This window comes from Tateyamaria sp. syn59, assembly GCF_007995245.1.
Lineage (GTDB): Bacteria > Pseudomonadota > Alphaproteobacteria > Rhodobacterales > Rhodobacteraceae > Tateyamaria.
On record NZ_VCBA01000001.1, the window covers coordinates 451,378 to 473,611 of the forward strand.

Below are 22,234 nucleotides of genomic sequence, written 5' to 3' on the forward strand. Positions count from 1 at the left end.
TCCCCGTCAGCCCGTGCCCTTTGGGCTTCTTCTGGCCAAAAATACCACGGGGGACCGGGGGCTGGCCCCCGGTCCCTCCGCTTCCATCAATCCTTGAGGCTTTCTTCCCGCAGCCCGTCGGCCAACAGGTTCAGGCCCAGCACCAGCGTCAGAAGTGACACCGCAGGTGCAATGGCCGCGTGCGGATACACAGACAGCAAGCGCCGACCCGCGTTGATGGTCGTGCCCCAATCCGGGCTTTCGCTTTCAAGACCCAGACCGAAGAAGCCCAAAGTGCCCAGAAGGATCGTGGTGTAGCCGATGCGCAGGCAGAAATCGACGATCAGCGGCCCACGCGCGTTGGGCAGGATCTCCCACAGCATGATGTACCAGGGCCCTTCGCCGCGCGTCTGCGCCGCCGCCACATAGTCCCGCGTTTTGATGTCGAGGGCGAGGCCGCGGACGATCCGGAACACGGTGGGCGCGTTGACGAAGACCACCGATACGAAGACCACGAGAATGCCAGGATCAATGTCAAAAAGATCAAGAAATTCCGGCAGCACCGCCACCTTCGATCCGCCGTCGGAGATCAGTGACAGATAGATCCAGCCCATAACTCCCAGCACCACGATCAGCAGCGGCGTGCGAAAGCTTGGCTGGGTGTAGTAGCGCGCATTCAACAGCACGCCGACAAAGATCAGCGGAAAGACGAACAACACCGTCGCCATGTAGTTCGGAATGCCCGTCGCCACGATTTCCGGTGTGACCAGCAGGTAGAACAGCAGGATCACGGGGAAGGCGAGGATCAGGTTGGCCAGGAAAGACAGGAAGGTGTCGAGGCGCCCTCCATAATAGCCCGCAGGCAACCCAAGCGTGATGCCGACCATAAAGGCAAAGAGCGTCGCCAGCGGTGCGATCTGCACCACGACCCAGGCGCCCTTGAACAGTCGACTGAACACGTCGCGCGCCAAGTTGTCGCCGCCCAGCAGATACCAGGCATATTCGCCCTCTTCGGCGCCGCGCATTGGCGTGCCGGGCACCTTGTTCTTCATGCCGGACACTTGGCTCAGGCTCTCGTGGGTGGTGATCCAGTCGAACAGGCCCGCCATGGCCCCGGCATAGACCCAAAACATCACCAGAGCGAAGCCGATCATGCCCACTGTGGAATCAAAGAGTTTGCCGTAAAGCCCCAGCTTGCGTTTGAAGGTGATCGACACCGCGAAGGTGGCGATCAGCGCGATCCAGACCGGGATCAGTTGCTGGCTCATCCCGCCGACAATGCCCGTGGCCGCCGGTCCGCCGAAGATGCCCAAAACCACGTAAGCCAGAATGATCAGCAACAGCGCCAGGCCCGACCACCGCGTCGCGCTTGCCGACAGGTCATAGGCCCCGCCCGCCGTGCTCAGCGTGCCGTCGGGGTTTGTGACAACACGCGTGCCGCCCGAGGCGATGCTCATCACGATCTGGATCACCACCGCGATCAGAAAGATGACAGCCAGCGCATAGAACACCGGGTCCAGAAATTGCCCAAGAGGGCCGGTCCATGTCAAAGGGTCCATGGGTAAGCCTCCTTAGGAAATGCGAATGCGCGGGTTGAGAAACACGTAGCCGATGTCGGAAATCAGCTGCGTGATCAGCACAACGACGACAGAAACGACAGACACGGCCAGCAGCAGTTCGATGTCATTGTTGCCTGCCGCTTGCACCAGCAACCAGCCAAAGCCCTTGTAGTTAAAGAGCGTCTCGACAATCACCACCCCGTTCAAGAGCCACGGGATCTGCAGCATGATCACCGTGAAGGGTGCGATGAGCGCATTGCGCAGCGCGTGCTTGAGGACGATGTTTCCGAAACTCACGCCCTTCAGTCGCGCCGTTCGGATGTATTGCGCCGTCATGACCTCGGTCATGCTGGCCCGTGTCATCCGCGCGATATAGCCCATCCCGTATAGCGCGATGGTCAGGACCGGCAGGGTAAAGTTCTCGAAGGTGGCGTTCTCGATGGCTTGCGTCGCCGATCCTTTGAACCATTTGAGCCCAAAGGCTGACGACGCGAAGACCGCGATAAAGATGACGCCCGACACATATTCCGGCGTCGCGGTCGTCGCGATTGAAAAGGTCGACAGCGACCGGTCCAGACCCGACCCCTCGCGCATCCCCGCAAGCACGCCAACCAGCAGCGACATGGGCACCATCACCAGAAGGACAAAGCCCATAAGCTTGCCCGTGGCGCCCAGCCGGGTCGCAACGATGTTGCTGACCTCGTCTTTGAAGACCAGCGAAAAGCCCCAATCGCCCTGTAGCACGCCACAGAACGTGGCCCGATCCTCGACCGGCGCGTTTTCCGCGAAACACTGGCCGGTGACGGTTCCGTCGTCCTTTTCCGTGACCCAGCCCGGTGCGACGCCCAGCCATCTGCCGTATTTGACAAAGGTATTGTCGAGGTATCCGCGGTCATCCAGCCAGCTTGCGACGGCCTCGTCCGACATGCGGAAGTTGCCTTGCGTCTTGGCCAGCTTTTCCAAGTTTGGATAGAGATTGGTCAGAAAGAACACGATGAAGGTCAGGCACAGGGCCGTTAGCAGCATCACGCCCAATCGTCTGAGTATGAAAAGTCCCATGTATCGCCCCTGTTGGGTGGCTTCGGGCGGGTAGGGTCCGCCGCTCTTTTGGCTGCCGGACGTTCTTTAGGTGACGTCTCTGGCAGGGCTCGTGTGAGCCGAATAATGGAGTGGGTGTTGAATCTGCCTACACTGACGCCCCCAGTGACCGAAGTAGACCAATATGTCGGCCCAGCGTGCGTTCATCCGGTTTGGCCCGGACGCATTCGTGCACATCTGCGGTCTTTGTTGTTCCCTGATCTTATGAGGCAACAGATATGCACACAGGTCAACGGGGACGTTTCAGAAATCGGAACACGTTTGCGACATTTGCATATCCTGTTTGCGACATCGCTGATCTCGCGTGCGAAATTCGGACCGACGGCTCAACGCGACGTTTTGCGCAGCGCCGTGGGCGTCTGCCCGGTGTGCTGCTGCATGAATCGGGTAAAATACGCGGCGGATCCAAAGCCCAGGTGGCGTGCTATGTCCTGAACCGGGACGGTGGTTTCGATCAGCGCCATGCGAGACGCGTAAAGGATACGTTCGGTCAACAGATCGGCGGCCGTGCGCCCCGTCGCAGCCTTGCACGCACGGGTCAGGTGGGTGGCGGTGACGCCCAGTTCAGCGGCGTGTTCGGCCATAGACAGCCCATCGGCGTGGTCGCGTGCGACACGCTCGCAAAACCGTGCGCTGAGGCGTGCGGCGGCATTCATGGCCACAGGCAGATGCTCGGGCAAAGCAATCTGGCGGCGCAACCACACCGACATCAACGCCATTTGCGCATCAATCGCGTCCTGGGCGAGCGCGCGACCTTGGGTCATTTCGCGGTGCGCGGCCTCGAAAATGCCTGTCAACTCGCCGATGGCATCGACCTCGCGTACCCGGAGCTGCCGCGGCCCGATCGGCAGGCGGACATCTGTTCCATCGGGGATCAAGGCCACCATTGCGATTCCCTGGCGACCAAGATCCAGCGAAAAAAGCGTGCGGGGCGGAATGGTCAGTGCATTATGCGTGCCAACGCCGCGCCGCGTCCCGTTCAGCAACAGCCGCCCCTGACCGCGTGTGATCCAGATGACAAGGTGTTCCGGACGGTCATGAGCCAGTGCAATACGCCAGTCCTGACCAAACGTCAGCTGGCTGAGCGGTTTGATCTCGACCGGGGGCAGAGACATGGGCAATGGTCCGTTTTGGACAAGTACATGGGGCGATTCCCTGCCGCATTGGCCGCTCCCGCTGCAATTATGTCAAGCCTCAACCATGGCGGGAGATGAAATCCAGTGCCATTCCGCCATCCGGCTGCGAAACCATGTGCGCTGCCGCTTGGCATATTGGCGGGTTGCAATCGTTGCCCGTTCGACGGCCGCTTCGTGATCCATCTCGCCCCGCACCACTGCCAACGCCTCGGCCACACCGATAGCACGGCACGAGGGCAGGGCGGGATTGTGGCGGTCCAGCATTGCGCGGGCTTCTTCAAGTGCGCCGCCCTTGAGCATCTGGTCGAACCGCGCCGCGATGCGCGGGGTCAGCCACTCTTTGGGGCTGTCCATGACGACACCGGCAAAAGCGCCCGGGCCCAGAACAGGGTCACGCGTCTGGTCCTGCCAATGGGACAGCGGCTGCCCGGTGGCGTGCTGCACCTCCCAAGCACGCTGGACACGGGCGCGGTTGGCAACGTCAATCCGCTGCAAGGTTTCACGATCCAGCGCCGCCAGCATCTTGCCCAGATCCAGCGCATCGGCCTGCGCGCGGACCTCGGGCGGCGTGTCAGGAATATCGGCCAGCCCCTCCGTCAGCGCGCCGAAGTAAAGCCCGGTGCCACCCACGATGATCGGGCGCGCGCCGCTCAATAGCGGCGTGACCTCGCGCAACCAATGGCCGGTGGAGTAAGGCGCGTCATACGGGATATGACCATATAGATGATGCGGCGCGCGCGCTTCTTCCTCCGCCGACGGACGCGCCGTCAGCACCCGCCAGCAGTCATAGACCTGGCTTGCATCGGCGTTCACGATGACCCCGCCCTGTGCCTCTGCAATGGCCAAAGCCAGCGCGGATTTGCCCGATGCGGTCGGCCCGGCAATCAGAACCGGCAGGTCCTTGGGCAATTTGGCGATCAGGTCGCGCATCATGTCGTCTCGTCCATTGAAACCTCGCCGCATTTAGGACAGGTTGCGCGCAATTTCAAAGAGCGGGGGCGCACCATGACCGAGACCGAAACACAGGCGACTTTCAAACGGGTCATGTTGAAGATCTCTGGCGAGGCGCTGATGGGCGATCAGGGCTTTGGTCTGCACCCGCCGACCGTCGAACGGATCGCAGGCGAGGTGAAGGCTGTCCACGACATGGGGGTCGAGATTTGTATGGTCATCGGCGGAGGCAACGTCTTTCGCGGCCTGCAGGGCTCCGCCCAAGGGATGGAGCGCACAACCGCCGACTACATGGGCATGCTTGCGACCGTAATGAACGCGCTTGCCATGCAATCCGCGCTTGAGGGGCGGGGGGTGTTCACCCGCGTGATCAGCGCCATCACGATGAACGAGGTGGCCGAGCCCTATATCCGCCGCCGCGCCGTACGCCACCTTGAGAAAAAGCGGGTCTGCATCTTTGCCGCCGGAACGGGCAACCCGTATTTCACCACCGATACCGCAGCGACCCTGCGCGCCAACGAAATGTCCTGCGAGGCCATCTTTATGGGCAAAAACGGCGTCGACGGTGTCTATGACAAGGACCCGAAAAAGCATGACGACGCCAAACGCTACGACGTCGTCACCTATGACGAGGTGCTGCAAAAGCGTCTGGGTGTCATGGACGCATCAGCCATCGCACTTGCCCGTGACAACAACCTGCCTCTGATCGTCTTCCCGCTCGACACGCCGGGCGGGTTCAAGGAAATCCTTGAAGGCAAGGGCACCTTCACGCGCGTACAGGGCTAGGCCACAACTCGCGCTGGTCATATACGCGCCGCTTGATTTATATGCATGTGAAACGCCTATTTGGCGACAAGAAGAAACACGGGGAATACCATGTCTGACGATTTCATGCTGGACACAGACGACCTTGAGCGCCGGATGGACGGCGCCATGGCCAACCTCAAAACCGAGTTTGCATCGCTGCGCACAGGCCGGGCCTCGGCCTCCATGCTAGAGCCGGTGATGGTGGATGCCTATGGCTCCATGACGCCGATCAATCAGGTGGGCACCGTCAACGTGCCAGAGCCGCGGATGGTGACGGTCAACGTCTGGGACAAGGGTCTCGTGGGCAAAGTCGAAAAGGCCATTCGCGAAAGTGGGCTGGGCATCAACCCGCAACTCAACGGCACCATCATCATGCTGCCGATCCCCGAATTGAACGAAGAGCGCCGCCGCGAACTGGGCAAGGTTGCGGGCAGCTATGCCGAGAACGCCCGCGTCAGCATCCGCAACGTGCGCCGCGACGGTATGGACCAGATCAAGAAAGCCAAGGCCGACGGCATGTCCGAGGACGACGAAAAGCTGTGGCAGGACGAAGTTCAAGAGATGACGGACAAATACATCAAGTCCGTCGACAGTGCGTTGGAAACCAAGCAAACCGAGATCATGCAGGTTTGACACTCGAACCTGCGCCGCAGGCGCAGGCAAACGCTCCGGGGGAGCGTTTGGAGTGTCAAAGGGCGGAGCCCCGGACAACCAAGGGCGGAGCCCAAACCGCAGGCACCAACAGCCCAAAGCCAAGGACAGCACCATCGCAGATGCCTCTCATAACGGTCCGCGCCACGTTGCCATCATCATGGACGGCAACGGACGCTGGGCCACCCAGCGGGGCCGTCCACGCCTGTTCGGACACCACGCCGGTGCGCGCCGCGTCCGTGAGGTGGTGGAAACATGCCCGGACATCGGCGTCGAGTACCTGACGATCTTTGCCTTCTCGACCGAAAACTGGAAACGAACCCAGGTCGAGGTGGCAGGGCTGATGAGCCTCTTTCGTCGCTATATTTCTAAAGAGGCGCGTTCGCTAAACCATTTTGGGGCCCGCGTGCGGTTCATAGGCGACCGGGTTCGGCTGGATGCCAAGCTGATTTCGCTGATGGACGAGCTTGAAAACCTCACGTCCGACAATACGACCGTAAATCTCACCATCGCATTGAACTACGGCGGCAGGGATGAGGTGGCCCGCGCCACGCAACGGCTCGCGCGCGATGTCTCGGAGGGCAAGCTGCACCCCGACAGCGTCGACGAGGAAACGCTGCCGCGCTACCTCGACACGTACGTCCTGCCCGACCCCGATCTGGTGATCCGCACCAGTGGCGAGGCGCGGATTTCAAACTTTCTGCTCTGGCAGTCGGCATATGCCGAATACGAATTCATCGACACGCTCTGGCCTGATTTCAGCCGCGAGGAGTTTACCCGCCTCTGTGCCTCATACGGGATGCGGGACCGCCGGTTCGGCGGGGTAAAGAAATGAACGAGAAGTGGTCGGATCTTGCCGCCCGCATGGGGTCGGGCCTGCTGATGGTGCTGGTCGGCGTCTGGGGCATTTGGATGGGTGGCGATGTCTTTCACGTCCTCGTGGCGCTCGTCTGCGGCCTGATGGTGTGGGAACTGGTGCGCATGGTGTCGCCGACCCAAGCCAGTCTCGCGCTCCAGCTTGGCGCGGTGTCGGGTGTGGCCGTTCTGCTCGCGATCTATCTGCCTGTCGGGTTCGCCCTGCCGATCCTGCTGGCCCCCTGCATGGTGGGTCTTGGACAACTGGCGCAAAACCGGTCCACCTACATGGTCTTTACCGTGATGGTCCTGATGGCCGGTTTCGGCATGATGCAGGTGCGCGACGATCTCGGTTTTGGCTGGATGACCTGGCTGGTCATGGTGGTCGTGGTGACTGATGTGGTCGGTTATTTCGCAGGCCGCGCCTTTGGCGGGCCAAAGTTCTGGCCCCGCGTCAGCCCCAAGAAAACATGGTCCGGCACGGTTGCGGGCTGGATTGGGGCAGGGGTCGTTGGCGCCGTCTTTGCCATCAACACCGAAGCGACGCTGCAACTGATCGGCGTGTCGGTGGCCCTGTCGATGGCGAGCCAGATGGGCGACATCGGTGAAAGCGCCATGAAGCGCCGTATGGGGGTCAAGGACAGCTCGTCCCTGATCCCGGGTCATGGCGGCGTGCTGGACCGATTTGACGGAATGCTGGGCGCTTCCGTGTTCCTGCTGATGCTCGGCCAGGTGGCGGGCTTTCCGGGCGGTGTGCTGTGACGCGGCGCGTGTCGATTTTCGGGGCGACGGGCTCCATCGGCCAAAACACTATCGACCTGATCGCGCGCGAGCCGGACGCGTATGACGTGGTCGCCCTGACCGGGGCGGCAAATATCGACCAACTGGCCGCCGACGCCATCCGTCTGCAGGCCGACATTGCGATCACCGCCGACGACGCACGGCTTGATGATCTACGCACTGCTCTTCATGGCACCGGAGTCGAAGCGGCAGCAGGGCAAACAGCCCTGACCGAAGCTGGCTGCCGCCCCGCAGATTGGGTCATGTCGGCCATCGTGGGCGCCGCAGGTCTCGCGCCCGGCCTCTGCGCGCTTGAACAGGGGGCGACACTCGCTCTTGCGAACAAGGAATCACTCGTCTGCGCGGGCCAGCTCATCCTGTCGACGGCCAAGGCGCACGATGCCCGGCTTCTCCCTGTAGACAGCGAACACTCTGCCGTGTTTCAGGCGCTCGTGGGCGAGGACATGGACGCGGTCGAGCGGATCATCATCACCGCCAGCGGCGGTGCTTTCCGCGATTGGCCGCTGGACAAGCTGGCGCACGCCACGCTGGCCGAAGCATCCTCGCACCCAAACTGGGACATGGGCCAGCGCATCACTATCGACAGTGCATCGATGTTCAATAAAGCGCTGGAACTCATTGAAACACGTGAGTATTTTGATGTTCGACCTGATCAGATCGAGGTGCTGGTGCATCCCGAATCCATGATCCACGCCATGGTCGGGTTCAACGACGGGGCGCTGATGGCCCATGTGGGCCCGGCAGATATGCGGCACGCCATCGGCTACGCGCTGCACTGGCCCGACCGCCGCGCGCTGCCTATCGAACGGCTCGATCTCGCGCAAATCGGCGCGCTCACCTTTCGCCCCCCGGACGAAGACCGCTGGCCTGCCTTGCGGCTCTCACGAGAAGTTATGGAGCGGCGCGGCCTCTCGGGCGCGATCTTCAACGCGGCCAAGGAAACGGCACTGGATGGCTTTATTGCTGGGCACATCGGCTTCCAGACCATGGCGCAGGTGGTCGAACAGGTGCTAAATGACACAGATCCGGGCCATATTGATGCCCCAATGACCCTTGATAACGTGCACGCAGCGGACCAAATGGCACGACAAGCCGCACGCAGCGTGATCGAGCACAGAGCAGGATAAAGCCTTGGACATTTCGGCCCTGATTCCCGCCTTTGGCGGTTTTGCCTGGACCATTTTCTTCTTCATTGTCGCGCTCAGCGTGATTGTGGCGATCCACGAATACGGTCACTACATCGTCGGCCGGTGGTCTGGCATTCATGCCGATGTTTTCTCGATCGGCTTCGGCCCGGTGATTTACAGCCGCGTGGACAAGCGCGGCACCAAATGGCAAATCGCGGCGCTGCCCTTTGGCGGCTACGTGAAGTTCGCGGGCGATTCCAACGCAGCATCCGGCAAGGACGAAGCCGCGATGGAGGCCGCCGCGAGTGATCCGGTCGCCCTGCGCCGCACGATGCACGGTGCACCGCTGTGGGCGCGTGCAGCGACCGTTTCCGCTGGCCCCGTCTTTAACTTTGTGCTGTCGATTATGGTTTTTGCGATCGTCGGCTATACCAACGGCGTGCCACGCGACCCGCTGACGGTGGGCGAGCTTTACACTCTGCCGACCGAGGCAGAGGGTCTGCAAGCGGGTGATGTCGTTCTTGAAATTGACGGCACACCAGTGCCCAGCCTGTCGGACCCGGCCTACGGCGACTTGATCGCGAACCTGCCCATCGCGCCACAGCTTGAGTATACGGTCGAGCGTGATGGCGAACGGATGGTGGTGCAGGGCCCGTATCTGCGCCCGCCCTTGGTCCGGTCGGTTACGCCCCGGAGCGCAGCGCTTGCCGCAGGGCTGGAGCAGGGGGACGTCATCACCTCCATCAATGGCGAGCCTGTCTTTGCCTTCCGCCAATTGGTGAACGCGGTGGAGGGATCAAACGGTGCAACGCTCGAACTCGGCGTCTGGCGCGATGGAGAGACTCTGGAAAAAAGCCTGGCGCCCAAGCGCGTGGACGAGCCGCAAGACGGTGGCGGCTTTACGACGCAATGGCGGATCGGCGTGGCAAGCGGCAATGCCTTTGACCCGGCAAGCGAGGCGCCGGGCGTCGTGGACGCGGTCACCGGCGGCGTTGAACAGACGTGGCGCATCATCACCGGGTCCATCTCGGGCCTTGGTCACATGATCACCGGCGCCATCAGCACCTGCAACCTGTCCGGTCCCATCGGCATCGCACAGGTGTCGGGCACCATGGCCAGCCAGGGCGCGCAAAGTTTCGTCTGGTTCATCGCGGTTCTGTCGACGGCAGTCGGCCTGCTGAACCTCTTTCCCATTCCCGCGCTCGATGGCGGGCACCTCGTGTTTTATGCCTACGAGGCGGTGACCGGCAAACCACCCAGTGACGGGGCGCTGCGTGTGCTGATGGCCTTTGGTCTGACGCTGGTGCTCAGTCTGATGATCTTTGCGGTGGGCAACGACCTGTTCTGTCCCTGACGTGCGTCTGGGGGCATTTGCCCCATTCCTGACACATTCGGTCCCATCTGCTGCCGCATTCGGCATCTAAGTCTGCACCAGTCAGAGGGTGGATAGATGCAGACACTTCAAAGCGGATACAGGGGCTTGAGCCTGTTGATGATGCTGAACTGGGATCGCGCCTTGTATTGCGCGACTTTGGCCGGTGCGCTTGCGGCAGGTGCCTGGGTGGGCAGTCTCTAGCTTCGGGCATTTATCCACAAGATGTGCTACCCGCCTCGTGGTCACCCACGGGGTTTTGCGCTTTTGACAACCCCTCGCAATGCCGTTACTCACGTTAATATTGTATGTCTGAACACGTGGGGCAAAACCATGGGACTGGGGTTGAGGGGCGCAATCGCGCAGGCACAGAGGTGCGGGCGCACGGCGTTTTTTAGAGCAGCAATTTTCGTACTGGTGTCAGTGTCTTGGGTCGGAAGTTTGGCTCCGGCACAGGCGCAGAGCTTTCAGTTTTCGCGCATTGTCGTGGACGGAAACCAGCGGGTTGGTGACGCCGCAGTTCTTGCGCGCGCAGGAATCGCAGCCGGTCAGACCCTGACCGCGGGTCAGGTCAATGACGCGCGCCAGAACCTCGAAAACAGCGGTTTGTTTGAAGAAGTGTCTGTCGCGGCTCAGGGCAGCACACTGCTGATCACCGTCACCGAATTCCCGACCATCAACCGTATCTCGTTCGAAGGGAACCGCCGTGTCGACGACGAAGCGCTTTCGGCCACTGTGCAAAGTCAGGAACGCCGCGTGTTTTCCCCCGCACAGGCAGAACGCGATGCAAGCGCCATTGCCGAAGCTTACAGCACCCAGGGCCGCGTCTCCGCACGCGTGACCCCGCGGATCATCCGCCGCACCGACAACCGCGTCGATCTGGTCTTTGAGATTTTCGAGGGCGACGTTGTAGAGGTCGAACGCATCAGCTTCGTGGGCAACCGCGTTTATTCGGATCGCCGCCTGCGCCGCGTGCTCGACACCAAACAGGCGGGCCTGCTTCGCCTGCTGATCCAAAGTGACACGCTGGTCGAGGACCGGATCGAGTTCGACCGCCAGGTCTTGAATGACTTCTACAGCTCGCGGGGGTACGTCGATTTCCGTGTTGTCAGTACAAACGCCCAACTGACCGAAGAACGCGACGGCTTTTTCCTGACCTTCAATGTGCAGGAAGGGCAACAGTTCTCATTCGGGGACGTCACCGTGGTCAGCGAGCTGCCAGAGGTTGATGGCGACGCATACCAAGAGCTGATCAGGGTCCGGCCCGGCGTTATCTATTCGCCCACGCTGGTCGAAAACGAAATCACCCGCCTTGAACGTCAGGGCCAGCGCGACGGCGTCGATTTTCTGCGGGTCGAGCCACGCGTGACTCGCAATGACCGCGCATTGACCCTCGACGTCGAGTTTGTCATCTCCCGCGGCCCGCGCGTCTTTGTCGAGCGCATCGACATCGAAGGTAACACGACGACGCTTGACCGCGTGATCCGCCGCCAGTTCCGCATTGCCGAAGGTGATCCGTTCAACCCGCGTGAAATTCGAGACGCCGCTGAACGCATCCGTGCGCTGAATTACTTCAGTGTCGCTGACGTCAACGCGCGCGAAGGCTCCACACCGGATCAGGTCGTGATTGATGTCGACGTGGAAGAGCAGCCCACCGGGTCGCTGAACTTCGGTGGCGCGTTCTCGCAGGAGAACGGGTTCGGCCTGATCGTCAGCTTTACCGAACGAAACTTCCTCGGTCGCGGACAGACGCTGGGTTTCAACTTCTCGACTGCCGAAGAGTCGGAACAGTACGGCATCAACTTTGTCGAACCAGCGTTCCTGGGCCGTGATGTCGCCTTTGGCCTGAACCTGCAATACAGCGAGGCTGACTCGAGCTTTACGAACTACGACAGCGAATCCCTGTTGTTCCGCCCCAGCCTGACTTTCCCGATCAGTGAGCGCGGGCGACTGCAGTTGAACTACTCGTATCTCGAAGATCAACAACTTGCACGCGATCCGGTCACGAACGGTGTGATCGTGCAGCGGGAAATTGATGCAGGTGAACAGGTGTCCTCCTCCATCGGGTACACCTACACCTACGACACGCGCGAAAGGGGCCTGAACCCGAACGCCGGCGTCCTGGTGGAGTTCTCGCAGGACTTCTCCGGAATCGGCGGCGATCAAGAGTTCATCCGGACCCGTGGCCGCGTCGTCGGTCAACGTCTTGCCTTCAACGAAGAAGTCACGCTGCGCGCCTCATTCGAGGCCGGGTACCTGGCCTGGAACGGTGGGACCAGCCGCAGCGTCGACCGCTTCATTCTGGGGCCAAACGTAATTCGCGGGTTTGAACCCGGCGGGATCGGTCCCCGCGACTTGAACGTGCCGGGCACCGAGGCCGATCCGCTGGGCGGCAACATCTTTGTCGCGGCCCGGTTCGAAGCTGAATTCCCGCTTGGCCTGCCCGAAGAACTGGGGATCCGTGGCGGTCTGTTTTACGACGTCGGCAACCTATGGGACCTCGACTCTGTCGACCTGTCGGGCGGCAATGTCGTTGGCGAAGGCGGTTCGTTCCGCCACGTCATCGGCTTTTCGATCCTGTGGGATACGGGCATTGGTCCGCTGCGCCTCAACTTCTCGAACGCCTTGAGGAAAGAGGATTTCGACCGCGAACAGTCCTTTGATCTGACCATCTCGACCACGTTCTGATCGTATGGGCAGGCTCGCGCGCGCGCTTGTGCTCTTGGCTGCGGCCCTGTTCTGGGCCACGGCGTTGCCCGCACAGGACGTGCGTAGTCCGATTCTGACCATCGACAGCGAACGGCTCTATCGCGACAGCGCCTTTGGACAACGCGTGCTCGACGAGATCGAAGCGCGCACAACGGAACTCTCCGAAGACAACCGACGCATCGAGGCAGAGCTTGAGGCCGAGGAACGCACCCTGACAGAGCAGCGCGCCGACATGACACCAGACGCGTTTCGAGCGCTTGCTGATGCGTTTGACGCCCGTGTCGAGGCCATCCGGCGCGACCGCGATGCCCGCAGCCGGGCCATCGCCGACCTTCTCGAAGAAAACCGCGACCGGTTCCTGATCTCTGCCGCGCCCGTGCTCGAAGACATCATGCGCGACACAGGCGCCGCCGTGATCCTGGAACAGCGCAGCGTTTTCGTCAGCGCCAACGCCATCGACATTACCGATCTTGCCATCTCGCGGATGGACGAGACGTTGGGCGACGGCGGCCAACAGCCATAGGCGCGCTTGCGGGCCTGCGCCCGTCTTGCTACGCAAAACCGGAACAAAGACCAAAGGGCCGAGCACGACATGACTTCTGAACTTAAAACCGCTGACATCGGCCTGATCCAGCGGATCATCCCGCACCGATACCCGTTTTTGCTCGTAGACAAGGTCATCGACATCGACGGCCACGCCAGTGCCACAGGCATCAAAAATGTGACGATGAACGAGCCGCATTTTCAGGGCCATTTTCCCGGTCACCCGATCATGCCCGGCGTCACCATTGTCGAAGCGATGGCCCAGACAGCGGCCGTGATGGTGGGTGTGGCGCTTGACCTCGCGGACAAGGACTTGCTGGTCTACTTCATGTCCATCGAAAAGTGCAAGTTCCGCCGTATGGTGACCCCGGGTGACGTTTTGAAACTCAATTTGACTACAACTCGGGGCAAGCCAGGTGGTAAAGTATGGAAGTTCGCCGGGGTTGCCGACGTGGAGGGTGAGATGGCTTGCGAGGTCGAATTTACTGCTATGATGGATATCCCCAAAACATGAGCGACGGTGGCGTCCACCCCTCGGCTGTCGTCGAACCGGGGGCCCGGATAGACCCGTCAGCCACGGTTGGTCCGTTTTGCGTCGTTGGCCCAGATGTCGCCATCGGGCCGGACGTCACGCTGAAAAGCCACGTTGTTGTGACCGGTCAGACCGAAGTGGGAGAGGGCACAACGATCTTTCCCTTTGCAGTCATCGGCGAAGTGCCGCAGGACCTCAAATTCAAGGGTGAAGCGAGCCGCCTGATCATTGGCAAGCGCAACCGCATCCGCGAGCATGTCACGATGAACAGCGGCACCGAGGGTGGCGGCGGCGTCACCCGCATCGGGGACGACGGTCTGTTCATGGCAGGCTGTCACATTGCCCACGACGCGCATGTCGGCAACCGGGTCATCGTTGTGAATTCTGCCGCCGTCGCGGGCCACTGCATTCTCGAAGATGACGTGATCGTGGGGGGGCTTTCGGGCATCCACCAGTTCGTGCGCATTGGCAAGGGCGCAATCATCGGTGCGGTGACGATGGTGACCAATGATGTGATTCCATACGGTCTCGTACAGGCGCCGCGCGGCGATCTGGACGGGCTGAACCTCGTAGGTCTCAAGCGCAAAGGCGTGGCGCGCAGTGACATCACAGCTTTGCGGGCCGCGTTCCAGATGCTGGCGCAGGGCGAGGGCACCTTTCACGACCGCGCCGAGCGGTTGGGCAAGGAAACCGACAGCGAGTATGTGCGCGAGATTGTGGCGTTTGTGATGGGCGACAGCGATCGGTCGTTCCTGACGCCGCGTTGATGCTGGCGCTGGTCACGGGAACAGGCGCACTGCCCGCCGTGGTAGCGGGCGCGCAATCGGCACCGCCGTTCGTGTGCGCGCTTGAAGGCTTCGCACCCGACGGGCTTGAGGTAGACCACTGGTTCCGGATCGAAACCATCGGCACGCTGCTCCATACGCTCACGCAGCGCGGTGTGACCGACGTGTGCCTGTGCGGCGCAATCCAACGGCCCGGCTTCAACCCGCTCCGGATCGACGCCCGTACGATGCCGCTTGTCCCCACCATCGCCAAGGCGGTGAAGGCGGGCGAGGACGCGGCTTTGCGCGCGGTGATTGGCCTTTTTGAAGCGCGCGGTATGACCGTGCGCGGCGCGCATGATCTGGTGCCCGACTTGCTGCCGCCATCCGGCGTGCTCACGCAGGTGCAGGTGTCGGACGACATCGACTTGCAGGTCAAGGCCGCCGAAGAGGTGTCCATCGAACAGGGCAGGGTGGACGAGGGTCAATCCTGCGTGATCCGGTCTGGCCAGGTCATCGCCCGCGAGGATGCGCGCGGCACCGACGCGATGCTGCGCGGGCTGCTGGAGCGGCCGGTGAAACCCATGCCGCCGCCGGGGGATGACCCCTTTGCCGCCGCGATGGATTTTGTTGGTGACATTTTGGATGACGCGGCCGATTGGCTGTCTGGTCCCGTGGCCGAGGCGCGCGCTCAGCCGGGCGGTGGCATCTTTTTCAAGGCGCCGAAACCGGGGCAGGACCGTCGCATTGATCTGCCGACCATCGGCCCAGACACCGCGCGCGCGGCTGTCGCGGCGCGTCTTGACGGTCTCGTGCTTGAGGCGGGCGGCGTGATGGTTCTGGACCGGGATGAGGTCGTACGCGTGCTGGATGAGGCGGGGCTGTTTCTATGGGTCCGCTGAAGGTCTTTGTCATCGCGGGCGAACCGTCGGGCGACGCCTTGGGCGGTGCGCTGATGGCCGGGCTCAAGCAAGAGGCGCAAGAGGTCAGCTTTGACGGCATCGGCGGTCCGCTCATGCAGGCACAGGGTCTCACCAGCCGGTTCGACATGTCCGAACTCAGTGTCATGGGCATCGCCGAGGTCCTGCCAAAATACCGCCACCTCAAACGCCGTATCGCCGAGACGGCGCGGGCCATTATTGACCTGAAACCTGACGTTTTGATCACAATCGACAGCCCGGATTTCTCGCTGCGTGTCGCCAAGCTGGTGAAGGCCGGATCAGACATCCGCACGGTTCACTATGTCGCCCCCACCGTCTGGGCGTGGCGGCCGGGCCGCGCCAGAAAGATGGCGGCGATGATCGACCATGTGCTGGCCCTGTTCCCCTTCGAGCCGCCCTACATGGAAGCCGAAGGGATGGCGTGTGACTTTGTCGGCCATCCCGCCGCAACCGTTCCCCGCGCCAGTGTCGCCGAAAGGGCCGCGTTTCGCGCACGTCACGGGCTGCGAGACGCTGATCCGCTGCTCTTGGTCCTGCCCGGATCCCGGCGGGGAGAGATCAAGCGCATGGCGCCTACATTCGGCGCGGCTCTGGGCCGGTTGGCTCAGAAAAGGCCGAACATGAAGATGGTTTTGCCGGCCGCCGGTGCCGTGGCGCCGCTCGTGCGCGAGGCGGTCGCTAAATGGCCGGTCAGCCCCCTTGTGCTGGACCCAACCGGGCAAGATCCGGGCGCGGCGGCCAGCGAAAAGCGGATCGCTTTTGGCGCGGCGGATGTGGCGCTTGCCACCTCCGGCACTGTGTCTCTGGAACTTGCTGCAGCGGGCACACCGATGGTCAGCGCCTATGATCTGCACTGGCTGAGCCGCGCGATCATCAGCCGGATGGTGACGACCGATACGGGCAGCCTGATCAATCACGTCTCTGAGACGCGGGTGGTGCCTGAAGTCGTCGGGAAGGACTTTACCGTCGACAACGTGGTGCGCGCGATGGAGGGGTTGCTAGCCGATCCGTCGGCGCAGCAGGACGCGATGGAGTTGACGATGGACCTGTTGGGCCGCGGCGGTGCGGACCCGGGATTGCGCGCAGCGCGGGCGGTTTTAACGCGGATGGGGTGATCTGTCCCCGCGGGGACAGATTTGACCGTACGGTCTAGGATTAACCGATTTGGACGAGCGCGTGCCGCTTTTTACCTGCCGACAGCTTGATCGGTTCCGAAAGTGTTAACGCGTCTATCATCGTCCCGGCTTCGGTGAGTGGGGCGTCATTCATCTTGGCGCCTCCTTCGGCGATGAGGCGCTTGGCTTCCTTGCCGGAGCCGGCGAGGCCGGATTTGACGATCAGCTGCACGATGGAGATACCGTCGCCCACATCCTCTGCCGAGAGCGTCAGTGTGGGCAGGTCGTCTCCGACGCCGCCCTTTTCAAAGACCTCGCGCGCCGTCTCCGCTGCCGCTGCCGCCGCTTGGGCTCCATGCAGGAGCGTGGTGACTTCCGTGGCAAGCCGCGCCTTCGCCTCGTTGATTTCGGACCCTTCGAGCGCGCCGAGACGGTTACACTCATCGAGCGGCAACTCGGTGTAGAGCTTCAAGAAGCGCCCCACATCGGCGTCTGTGGTGTTGCGCCAGAACTGCCAGAACTCGTAAGGGCTCAGCATCTCGGCGTTCAGCCACACGGCACCGGATTGGGACTTACCCATCTTCTTGCCGTCGGAGGTTTCCAGCAGTGGCGAGGTCAGGCCGAACACCTCTTTCTGGATCACGCGGCGTGTCAGGTCGATGCCGTTGACGATATTGCCCCACTGATCGCTGCCGCCCATTTGCAGGATGCAGCCGTAGCGACGGTTCAACTCCATGAAGTCATAGGCCTGCAGGATCATGTAGTTGAATTCGAGGAAGCTGAGCGATTGTTCGCGGTCGAGGCGGGATTTGACGCTCTCGAACGACAGCATCCGGTTGATCGAGAAATGCCGCCCGATGTCGCGCAGGAAATCGAGGTAGTTCAGATCGTCGAGCCATTCGGCGTTGTTCAGCATTTGTGCGCCGGCGTCGTAGTCGATGTAAGCGGAGAAGACCTGTCTGATGCCAGCGATGTTCGCCTCGATCTGCTCAGGGCCGAGCAGGGGGCGTTCGTCGGCGCGGAAGGACGGATCGCCCACCTTGGTCGTGCCGCCGCCCATCAACGTGATGGGTTTGTGCCCCGTCTTCTGGAACCAGCGCAGCATCATGATCTGGATGAGCGAGCCCACATGCAGCGATTTGGCCGTTGCATCAAAGCCGATATAGGCCGTTTGCCCCGGAACCAATAGCGTTTCGTCCAGCGCCTGCATGTCGGTGCAATCGGCCAGGAACCCGCGGCTTTGCATCACGTGCACAAAATCGGATCGGGGGGTGTAGGTCATTTGGCTTGTCCTTGGAACGGCTCCGGCGCAGTCTATAAGCGGGGGACGGGCAAAGGAAAAGGCCATGGATAAGGTCAAAGAGAAAGGGGCGGTTGTAACCGCGCTTGGGGCGATGTCGGGCACGTCGCTGGACGGGGTCGATGCGGCGGTATTGCAGACCGATGGTGTTTCGATTCATGGTTTCGGGCCGCAGGATTATCGGGAGTATGCGGAAGAGGAACGCGCGGCGTTGCGTTCGGCCCTCGGGCATTGGTCCGGGCCAGCTTTGGAGCCTGCGACTGAGGTTGTGATGGCCGCCCATGAGGCGTTGCTGTCCGGCTTTGAGGGCATTGATCTGGTTGGGTTTCACGGACAGACCGTGGCCCATGCGCCGCGTTTGCAGGGCACATTGCAATTGGGCGATGGGGCGGCCTTGGCGCAGGCTTTGGGCAATCCGGTTGTTTGGGATTTTCGGTCGGCGGATGTGGAGTTGGGTGGCGAGGGTGCGCCGCTGGCCCCGTTTTTTCACTTCGCCTGTGCCAAGTGGATGCAAGCCACCAGTCCGGTTGCGTTTCTGAACCTTGGGGGCGTGGGCAATCTGACATGGGTCGATCCGATGCGCGATGCGCCCGAGGAAGAAGGGGCGCTATTGGCCTTTGATACCGGGCCTGCCAATGCGCCGGTGAATGATCTGGTGCAGGCGCGGCGCGGCGTGCCCTTTGATGAGGGTGGGCGGATTGCGGCGTCGGGCACGGTGGAGACAGGGGCGTTGGAGTTGTTTCTGGCCGAGCCCTATTTTGCGCGGATGCCGCCGAAGTCTCTGGATCGAAATGATTTTGCTGAGATGGTAGGGCTGGTCCAAGAGTTGAGCGATGCGGATGCGGCGGCGACGCTGACCGCCATGTGTGCTGCGGGCGTGGCGGAGGCGATGCAGCATTGTCCGTCTCCGCCGTCTCAGGTGCTTGTGACGGGCGGAGGGCGGCACAATCCGGTGTTGATGAAGATGCTGGAGGTGTCTTTGGACTGTCCGGTGCGACCCGTCGAAGATGTCGGGCTGGACGGTGATATGCTGGAGGCGCAGGCCTTTGCCTATCTCGCCGTGCGGGTGGCGCGGGGGTTGCCGACGTCGTGTCCGGGGACCACGGGTGTGCGTGCCGCTGTCGGTGGTGGGACCGTTAGCTACCCCTAGGGATGTCGAAGCCTTCGGGGGCGAGCGTGAACCCTTCGAACTGGAAGCCGGGGGAGACGGTGCAGCTGACGAGTGTGTACTCGCCCGTGGTCCGGGCCGCTTGCCAGTGGTGTTCGGGGACGATGATTTGTGGTGCGCCCTGGGTCAGGTCCGGGGTCAGGAGGTGATCCTGGGCGGGGGTCTCTTCGCTGGCGCTCATCGACAGGATGAGCGGCGCGCCTGCGTGGTAGAGCCAGATTTCGGTGGCATCAACCTTGTGCCAGTGGCTGGCTTCGCCCGCTTTCAGCAGAAAGTAGATGCAGGTGCCTGTTGGGCGGCCTGCGTTCTCGGCCACCCAGGTCTGGCGGTAGTGGCCGCCTTCGGGATGGGGTTGTAGGTGCAGGTGGGCGATGATGTCGTCGGCGGTCATAGCGGATGCTCATAGTAGCGCAGGTGTGGCAGGAAGGCGGGCGGCACGTCGTAGTAGGGATCGCAGGGTTTGAAGCCCAGCCGCTCGTAGAGTGCGATTGCTTCAGTTAGTCGTTCCATCGTGTCGAGCACCATGCGGGTGTAGCCATCGGCACGAGCGTGGGCCATGGCAGTTTCGATCAGCTTTCGTCCCGCGCCGGTGCCGCGTGCCTTGGGGTCGACGTAGACCCGCTTGATCTCGGTCACGCCGTTGAGGGCGAGCGGGTAGTACATGGCGCATCCGACCACCGTGCCGTCCATTTCTGCCAGCAAGATGTCGCCGCGCGGGCGGGCGTGGATGCGTGGGAGGTCGTCGATTAGGGCGCGATAGGTGTCTTCGGGATAGAACTTGGCGGTCATGGGCGGCAGCCCTGCCTCGCGCTCGATCAGAAGGGCGCGGTAGGCCCAGCAGAGATGGGCGATGTCGTCCATGTCGTTGGGTGTTGACGGGCGGATGGTGAGGTCAGTCATGGCCTATGAGTAGGTCGGTGAGCAGGTCGGGTGCAATGGGGCAGCGGAGGGAGATTTCGGTGACGCTGTCGGGCGTGTGTTTGAGCCCGTGTTTTGAGCGGTTTTGGCGGAAAGCGTCGAGGCCAGCGGTGAGCGGGACATAGAGCCAGTCGCCCCGGCGGGCGTGTGCGCCGCCCTGGGTGAAGTTGCCGGAGTTGATGGGGCTGAGGTCGATATGCTCGGTGACGGCCTCGGCCAGTTTGACACTGTCGAGCCAGAGGATCGTGATGTCGAGATCGCGTTTGATGGAGGCGGCGAAGGCTTGCCCCTTGCGCTCGGGCCAAAGGAAGACGCGCTGGTCCAGTTGGTGTGCCCAGCTTTCGGGCGTGTGGCCGTCGAGGACGCGGTTGGCGGCGTTGAGGCCGCGCAGGATCGGTTTCTGGTGGTTCAGCGTGGCGGGGCCGACCTGCATTCGGTGGTTGCGCAGGGCGATGTCCGTAGGGTCAATTCCTGCGTCCGCTGCCAGCTGACTGGCGGGTCGAAGGCCGTTTGCGCGAATTGATCGCACGTTGGCAGAGGCGGTGACGTGGGCGAGCGTGCCGCCCACGGCTTTGACGAAGGCGTCAATCACTTCAGGATCGAACGGCCTGCATATTCGGCGGTTTCGCCCAACATTTCTTCGATGCGGATCAGCTGGTTATACTTCGCCAGCCGGTCCGAGCGGGCGAGCGAGCCGGTTTTGATCTGCCCGCAGTTCGTGGCGACGGCGAGGTCGGCGATGGTGGCGTCCTCCGTCTCGCCCGAGCGGTGGGACATGACGTTGGTGTAGCGGGCGCGGTGGGCCATATCGACAGCTTGAAGTGTTTCCGTCAAGCTTCCGATTTGGTTGACTTTTACCAGCATGGAGTTGGCGCAGCCGCGCGCAATGCCATCGGCAAGGCGGGCGGGGTTCGTGACGAACAGGTCGTCGCCCACAAGCTGCACCTTGTCGCCGATGGCGTCGGTCAAGGCCTTCCAGCCGTTCCAGTCGTCTTCACCCATGCCGTCCTCGATCGAGATGATCGGGTAGTCGTTCACCAGCGCTTCGAGATAGGCGACGTTTTCATCTGACGTCAGCGTTTTATCCTCACCCGCAAGGACATACTTGCCGTCCTTGAAGTATTCCGTGGCGGCACAGTCGAGCGCGAGATGGATGTCGTCGCCTGGCTTATAACCAGCTTTTTCAATGGATTTTAAAATGAAATCAAGTGCGTCGCGAGTGGAGTTGATGTTTGGGGCAAAGCCGCCCTCATCACCGATGCCAGTAGAAAGACCCGCAGCCGACAGCTCTTTCTTCAGCGTGTGGAACACTTCGGAGCCCATGCGCACCGCCTCGCGGATGTTGTCCGCAGCCACCGGCATGATCATGAATTCCTGGATGTCGATGGGGTTGTCGGCATGTTCGCCGCCGTTGATGATGTTCATCATCGGGACAGGCAGGATGCGGGCTGAGGTGCCGCCCACGTAGCGGTAAAGCGGTTGCGAGGTCCAGTCGGCGGCGGCCTTTGCGGCGGCCATTGATACACCGAGGATCGCATTGGCACCCAAGCGGCCCTTGTTGTCGGTGCCATCGAGTTCGATCATGGCGCGGTCAAGTTCGACCTGTTCGGTGGCGTCGATGCCGACGAGCGCCTCTGCAATCTCGCCATTCACCGCTGTGACCGCTTCTAGCACGCCCTTGCCCATGTAGCGCGCCTTGTCGCCGTCGCGCTTTTCCACCGCCTCGTAGGCGCCTGTCGATGCGCCCGAAGGCACTGCGGCGCGACCCATAGTGCCGTCTTCGAGGGTCACATCGACCTCAACTGTCGGATTGCCGCGGCTGTCGAGGATTTCGCGGGCGTGAATGTCGATGATGGTTCTCATGGGAGGGGGGCTCCTGTCTTGGAAAGTTACGCTGCGTCTAACGCG

The 22,234-nt window shown here is 62.0% G+C and carries 23 protein-coding genes; 14 read left to right on the forward strand and 9 right to left on the reverse strand.

Going from position 1 to position 22,234, the window contains the following annotated elements:
* Positions 1-86: 86 nt before the first annotated feature.
* The 4 genes from FD715_RS02250 to miaA all read right to left on the reverse strand — a co-directional run bounded on the left by FD715_RS02250 (position 87) and on the right by miaA (position 4,705).
* Complete coding sequence (locus tag FD715_RS02250) at positions 87-1,538, reverse strand: ABC transporter permease (RefSeq protein WP_189799389.1); 1,452 nt, start codon at positions 1,536-1,538, stop codon at positions 87-89.
* A 12-nt stretch (positions 1,539-1,550) separates the two neighbouring features.
* Positions 1,551-2,597 (reverse strand): ABC transporter permease, encoded by a 1,047-nt coding sequence (locus tag FD715_RS02255; protein ID WP_147104536.1) that lies wholly within the window; start codon positions 2,595-2,597, stop codon positions 1,551-1,553.
* 365 nt (positions 2,598-2,962) lie between these two features.
* Entirely contained in the window at positions 2,963-3,751 is a 789-nt protein-coding gene (locus FD715_RS02260) for an AraC family transcriptional regulator (protein ID WP_147104539.1), read from the reverse strand.
* A gap of 72 nt (positions 3,752-3,823) precedes the next feature.
* Complete coding sequence (gene miaA, locus FD715_RS02265) at positions 3,824-4,705, reverse strand: tRNA (adenosine(37)-N6)-dimethylallyltransferase MiaA (RefSeq protein WP_370455326.1); 882 nt, start codon at positions 4,703-4,705, stop codon at positions 3,824-3,826.
* Between the two features lie 72 nt (positions 4,706-4,777).
* Here miaA and pyrH point away from each other — a divergent pair, with 72 nt between their 5' ends.
* The 13 genes from pyrH to lpxB all read left to right on the forward strand — a co-directional run bounded on the left by pyrH (position 4,778) and on the right by lpxB (position 16,940).
* The gene (gene pyrH, locus FD715_RS02270; RefSeq protein WP_147104542.1) at positions 4,778-5,509 is read left to right on the forward strand and encodes a UMP kinase; all 732 of its coding nucleotides are present in this window, start codon (positions 4,778-4,780) and stop codon (positions 5,507-5,509) included.
* 90 nt (positions 5,510-5,599) lie between these two features.
* Positions 5,600-6,163 carry a ribosome recycling factor gene (gene frr / locus FD715_RS02275; RefSeq protein WP_147104545.1) on the forward strand — a complete coding sequence of 188 codons (564 nt, stop codon included), beginning with the start codon at positions 5,600-5,602 and terminating at the stop codon, positions 6,161-6,163.
* 133 nt (positions 6,164-6,296) lie between these two features.
* Positions 6,297-7,016, forward strand: a complete 720-nt coding sequence (uppS, locus tag FD715_RS02280) for a polyprenyl diphosphate synthase (protein WP_255450631.1) — start codon at positions 6,297-6,299, stop codon at positions 7,014-7,016.
* Positions 7,013-7,798, forward strand: coding sequence for a phosphatidate cytidylyltransferase (locus tag FD715_RS02285; RefSeq protein WP_147104548.1), 786 nt, complete (start codon positions 7,013-7,015; stop codon positions 7,796-7,798). Before uppS ends, FD715_RS02285 begins: the two co-directional genes overlap by 4 nt.
* The gene (dxr, locus tag FD715_RS02290; protein WP_147104551.1) at positions 7,795-8,964 is read left to right on the forward strand and encodes a 1-deoxy-D-xylulose-5-phosphate reductoisomerase; all 1,170 of its coding nucleotides are present in this window, start codon (positions 7,795-7,797) and stop codon (positions 8,962-8,964) included. The genes FD715_RS02285 and dxr overlap by 4 nt, the downstream gene beginning before the upstream one ends.
* Before the next feature lie 4 nt (positions 8,965-8,968).
* Entirely contained in the window at positions 8,969-10,318 is a 1,350-nt protein-coding gene (gene rseP / locus FD715_RS02295; protein ID WP_147104554.1) for an RIP metalloprotease RseP, read from the forward strand.
* A 96-nt stretch (positions 10,319-10,414) separates the two neighbouring features.
* Positions 10,415-10,540, forward strand: coding sequence for a hypothetical protein (locus FD715_RS22925; RefSeq protein WP_255450628.1), 126 nt, complete (start codon positions 10,415-10,417; stop codon positions 10,538-10,540).
* A 129-nt stretch (positions 10,541-10,669) separates the two neighbouring features.
* Positions 10,670-13,024, forward strand: a complete 2,355-nt coding sequence (gene bamA / locus FD715_RS02300; protein ID WP_147104557.1) for an outer membrane protein assembly factor BamA — start codon at positions 10,670-10,672, stop codon at positions 13,022-13,024.
* 4 nt (positions 13,025-13,028) lie between these two features.
* Positions 13,029-13,568 (forward strand): OmpH family outer membrane protein, encoded by a 540-nt coding sequence (locus FD715_RS02305; protein WP_147104560.1) that lies wholly within the window; start codon positions 13,029-13,031, stop codon positions 13,566-13,568.
* Positions 13,569-13,637: 69 nt separating this feature from the next.
* On the forward strand, positions 13,638-14,102 hold the full coding sequence (gene fabZ / locus FD715_RS02310) for a 3-hydroxyacyl-ACP dehydratase FabZ (RefSeq protein WP_147104563.1): 465 nt from the start codon (positions 13,638-13,640) through the stop codon (positions 14,100-14,102).
* Entirely contained in the window at positions 14,099-14,887 is a 789-nt protein-coding gene (gene lpxA / locus FD715_RS02315; RefSeq protein WP_147104566.1) for an acyl-ACP--UDP-N-acetylglucosamine O-acyltransferase, read from the forward strand. The genes fabZ and lpxA overlap by 4 nt, the downstream gene beginning before the upstream one ends.
* Positions 14,887-15,786, forward strand: a complete 900-nt coding sequence (locus FD715_RS02320; protein WP_147104569.1) for an LpxI family protein — start codon at positions 14,887-14,889, stop codon at positions 15,784-15,786. The genes lpxA and FD715_RS02320 overlap by 1 nt, the downstream gene beginning before the upstream one ends.
* Complete coding sequence (gene lpxB, locus FD715_RS02325; RefSeq protein ID WP_147104572.1) at positions 15,774-16,940, forward strand: lipid-A-disaccharide synthase; 1,167 nt, start codon at positions 15,774-15,776, stop codon at positions 16,938-16,940. Before FD715_RS02320 ends, lpxB begins: the two co-directional genes overlap by 13 nt.
* Positions 16,941-16,980: 40 nt before the next feature.
* Here the strand turns inward: lpxB and tyrS are convergent, their stop codons facing one another.
* Positions 16,981-18,222 (reverse strand): tyrosine--tRNA ligase, encoded by a 1,242-nt coding sequence (gene tyrS / locus FD715_RS02330; RefSeq protein WP_147104575.1) that lies wholly within the window; start codon positions 18,220-18,222, stop codon positions 16,981-16,983.
* Positions 18,223-18,286: 64 nt separating this feature from the next.
* Between tyrS and FD715_RS02335 the strand changes: the two genes are divergently transcribed.
* The gene (locus FD715_RS02335; protein WP_147104579.1) at positions 18,287-19,390 is read left to right on the forward strand and encodes an anhydro-N-acetylmuramic acid kinase; all 1,104 of its coding nucleotides are present in this window, start codon (positions 18,287-18,289) and stop codon (positions 19,388-19,390) included.
* On the opposite strand, the gene FD715_RS02340 is transcribed toward FD715_RS02335, so the two are convergent.
* From FD715_RS02340 to eno, 4 genes are read right to left on the reverse strand one after another with little or no spacing between them, the layout of a single operon-like run.
* A complete protein-coding gene (locus tag FD715_RS02340; protein ID WP_147104582.1) occupies positions 19,377-19,799 on the reverse strand; it encodes a cupin domain-containing protein in 423 nt (140 codons plus the stop codon). The genes FD715_RS02335 and FD715_RS02340 overlap by 14 nt on opposite strands.
* Positions 19,796-20,308 (reverse strand): GNAT family N-acetyltransferase, encoded by a 513-nt coding sequence (locus FD715_RS02345; protein WP_147104585.1) that lies wholly within the window; start codon positions 20,306-20,308, stop codon positions 19,796-19,798. Before FD715_RS02345 ends, FD715_RS02340 begins: the two co-directional genes overlap by 4 nt.
* Entirely contained in the window at positions 20,301-20,918 is a 618-nt protein-coding gene (locus tag FD715_RS02350) for a hypothetical protein (RefSeq protein WP_147104588.1), read from the reverse strand. Before FD715_RS02350 ends, FD715_RS02345 begins: the two co-directional genes overlap by 8 nt.
* Complete coding sequence (gene eno, locus FD715_RS02355) at positions 20,915-22,189, reverse strand: phosphopyruvate hydratase (protein WP_147104591.1); 1,275 nt, start codon at positions 22,187-22,189, stop codon at positions 20,915-20,917. The genes FD715_RS02350 and eno overlap by 4 nt, the downstream gene beginning before the upstream one ends.
* Positions 22,190-22,234: the final 45 nt, after the last annotated feature.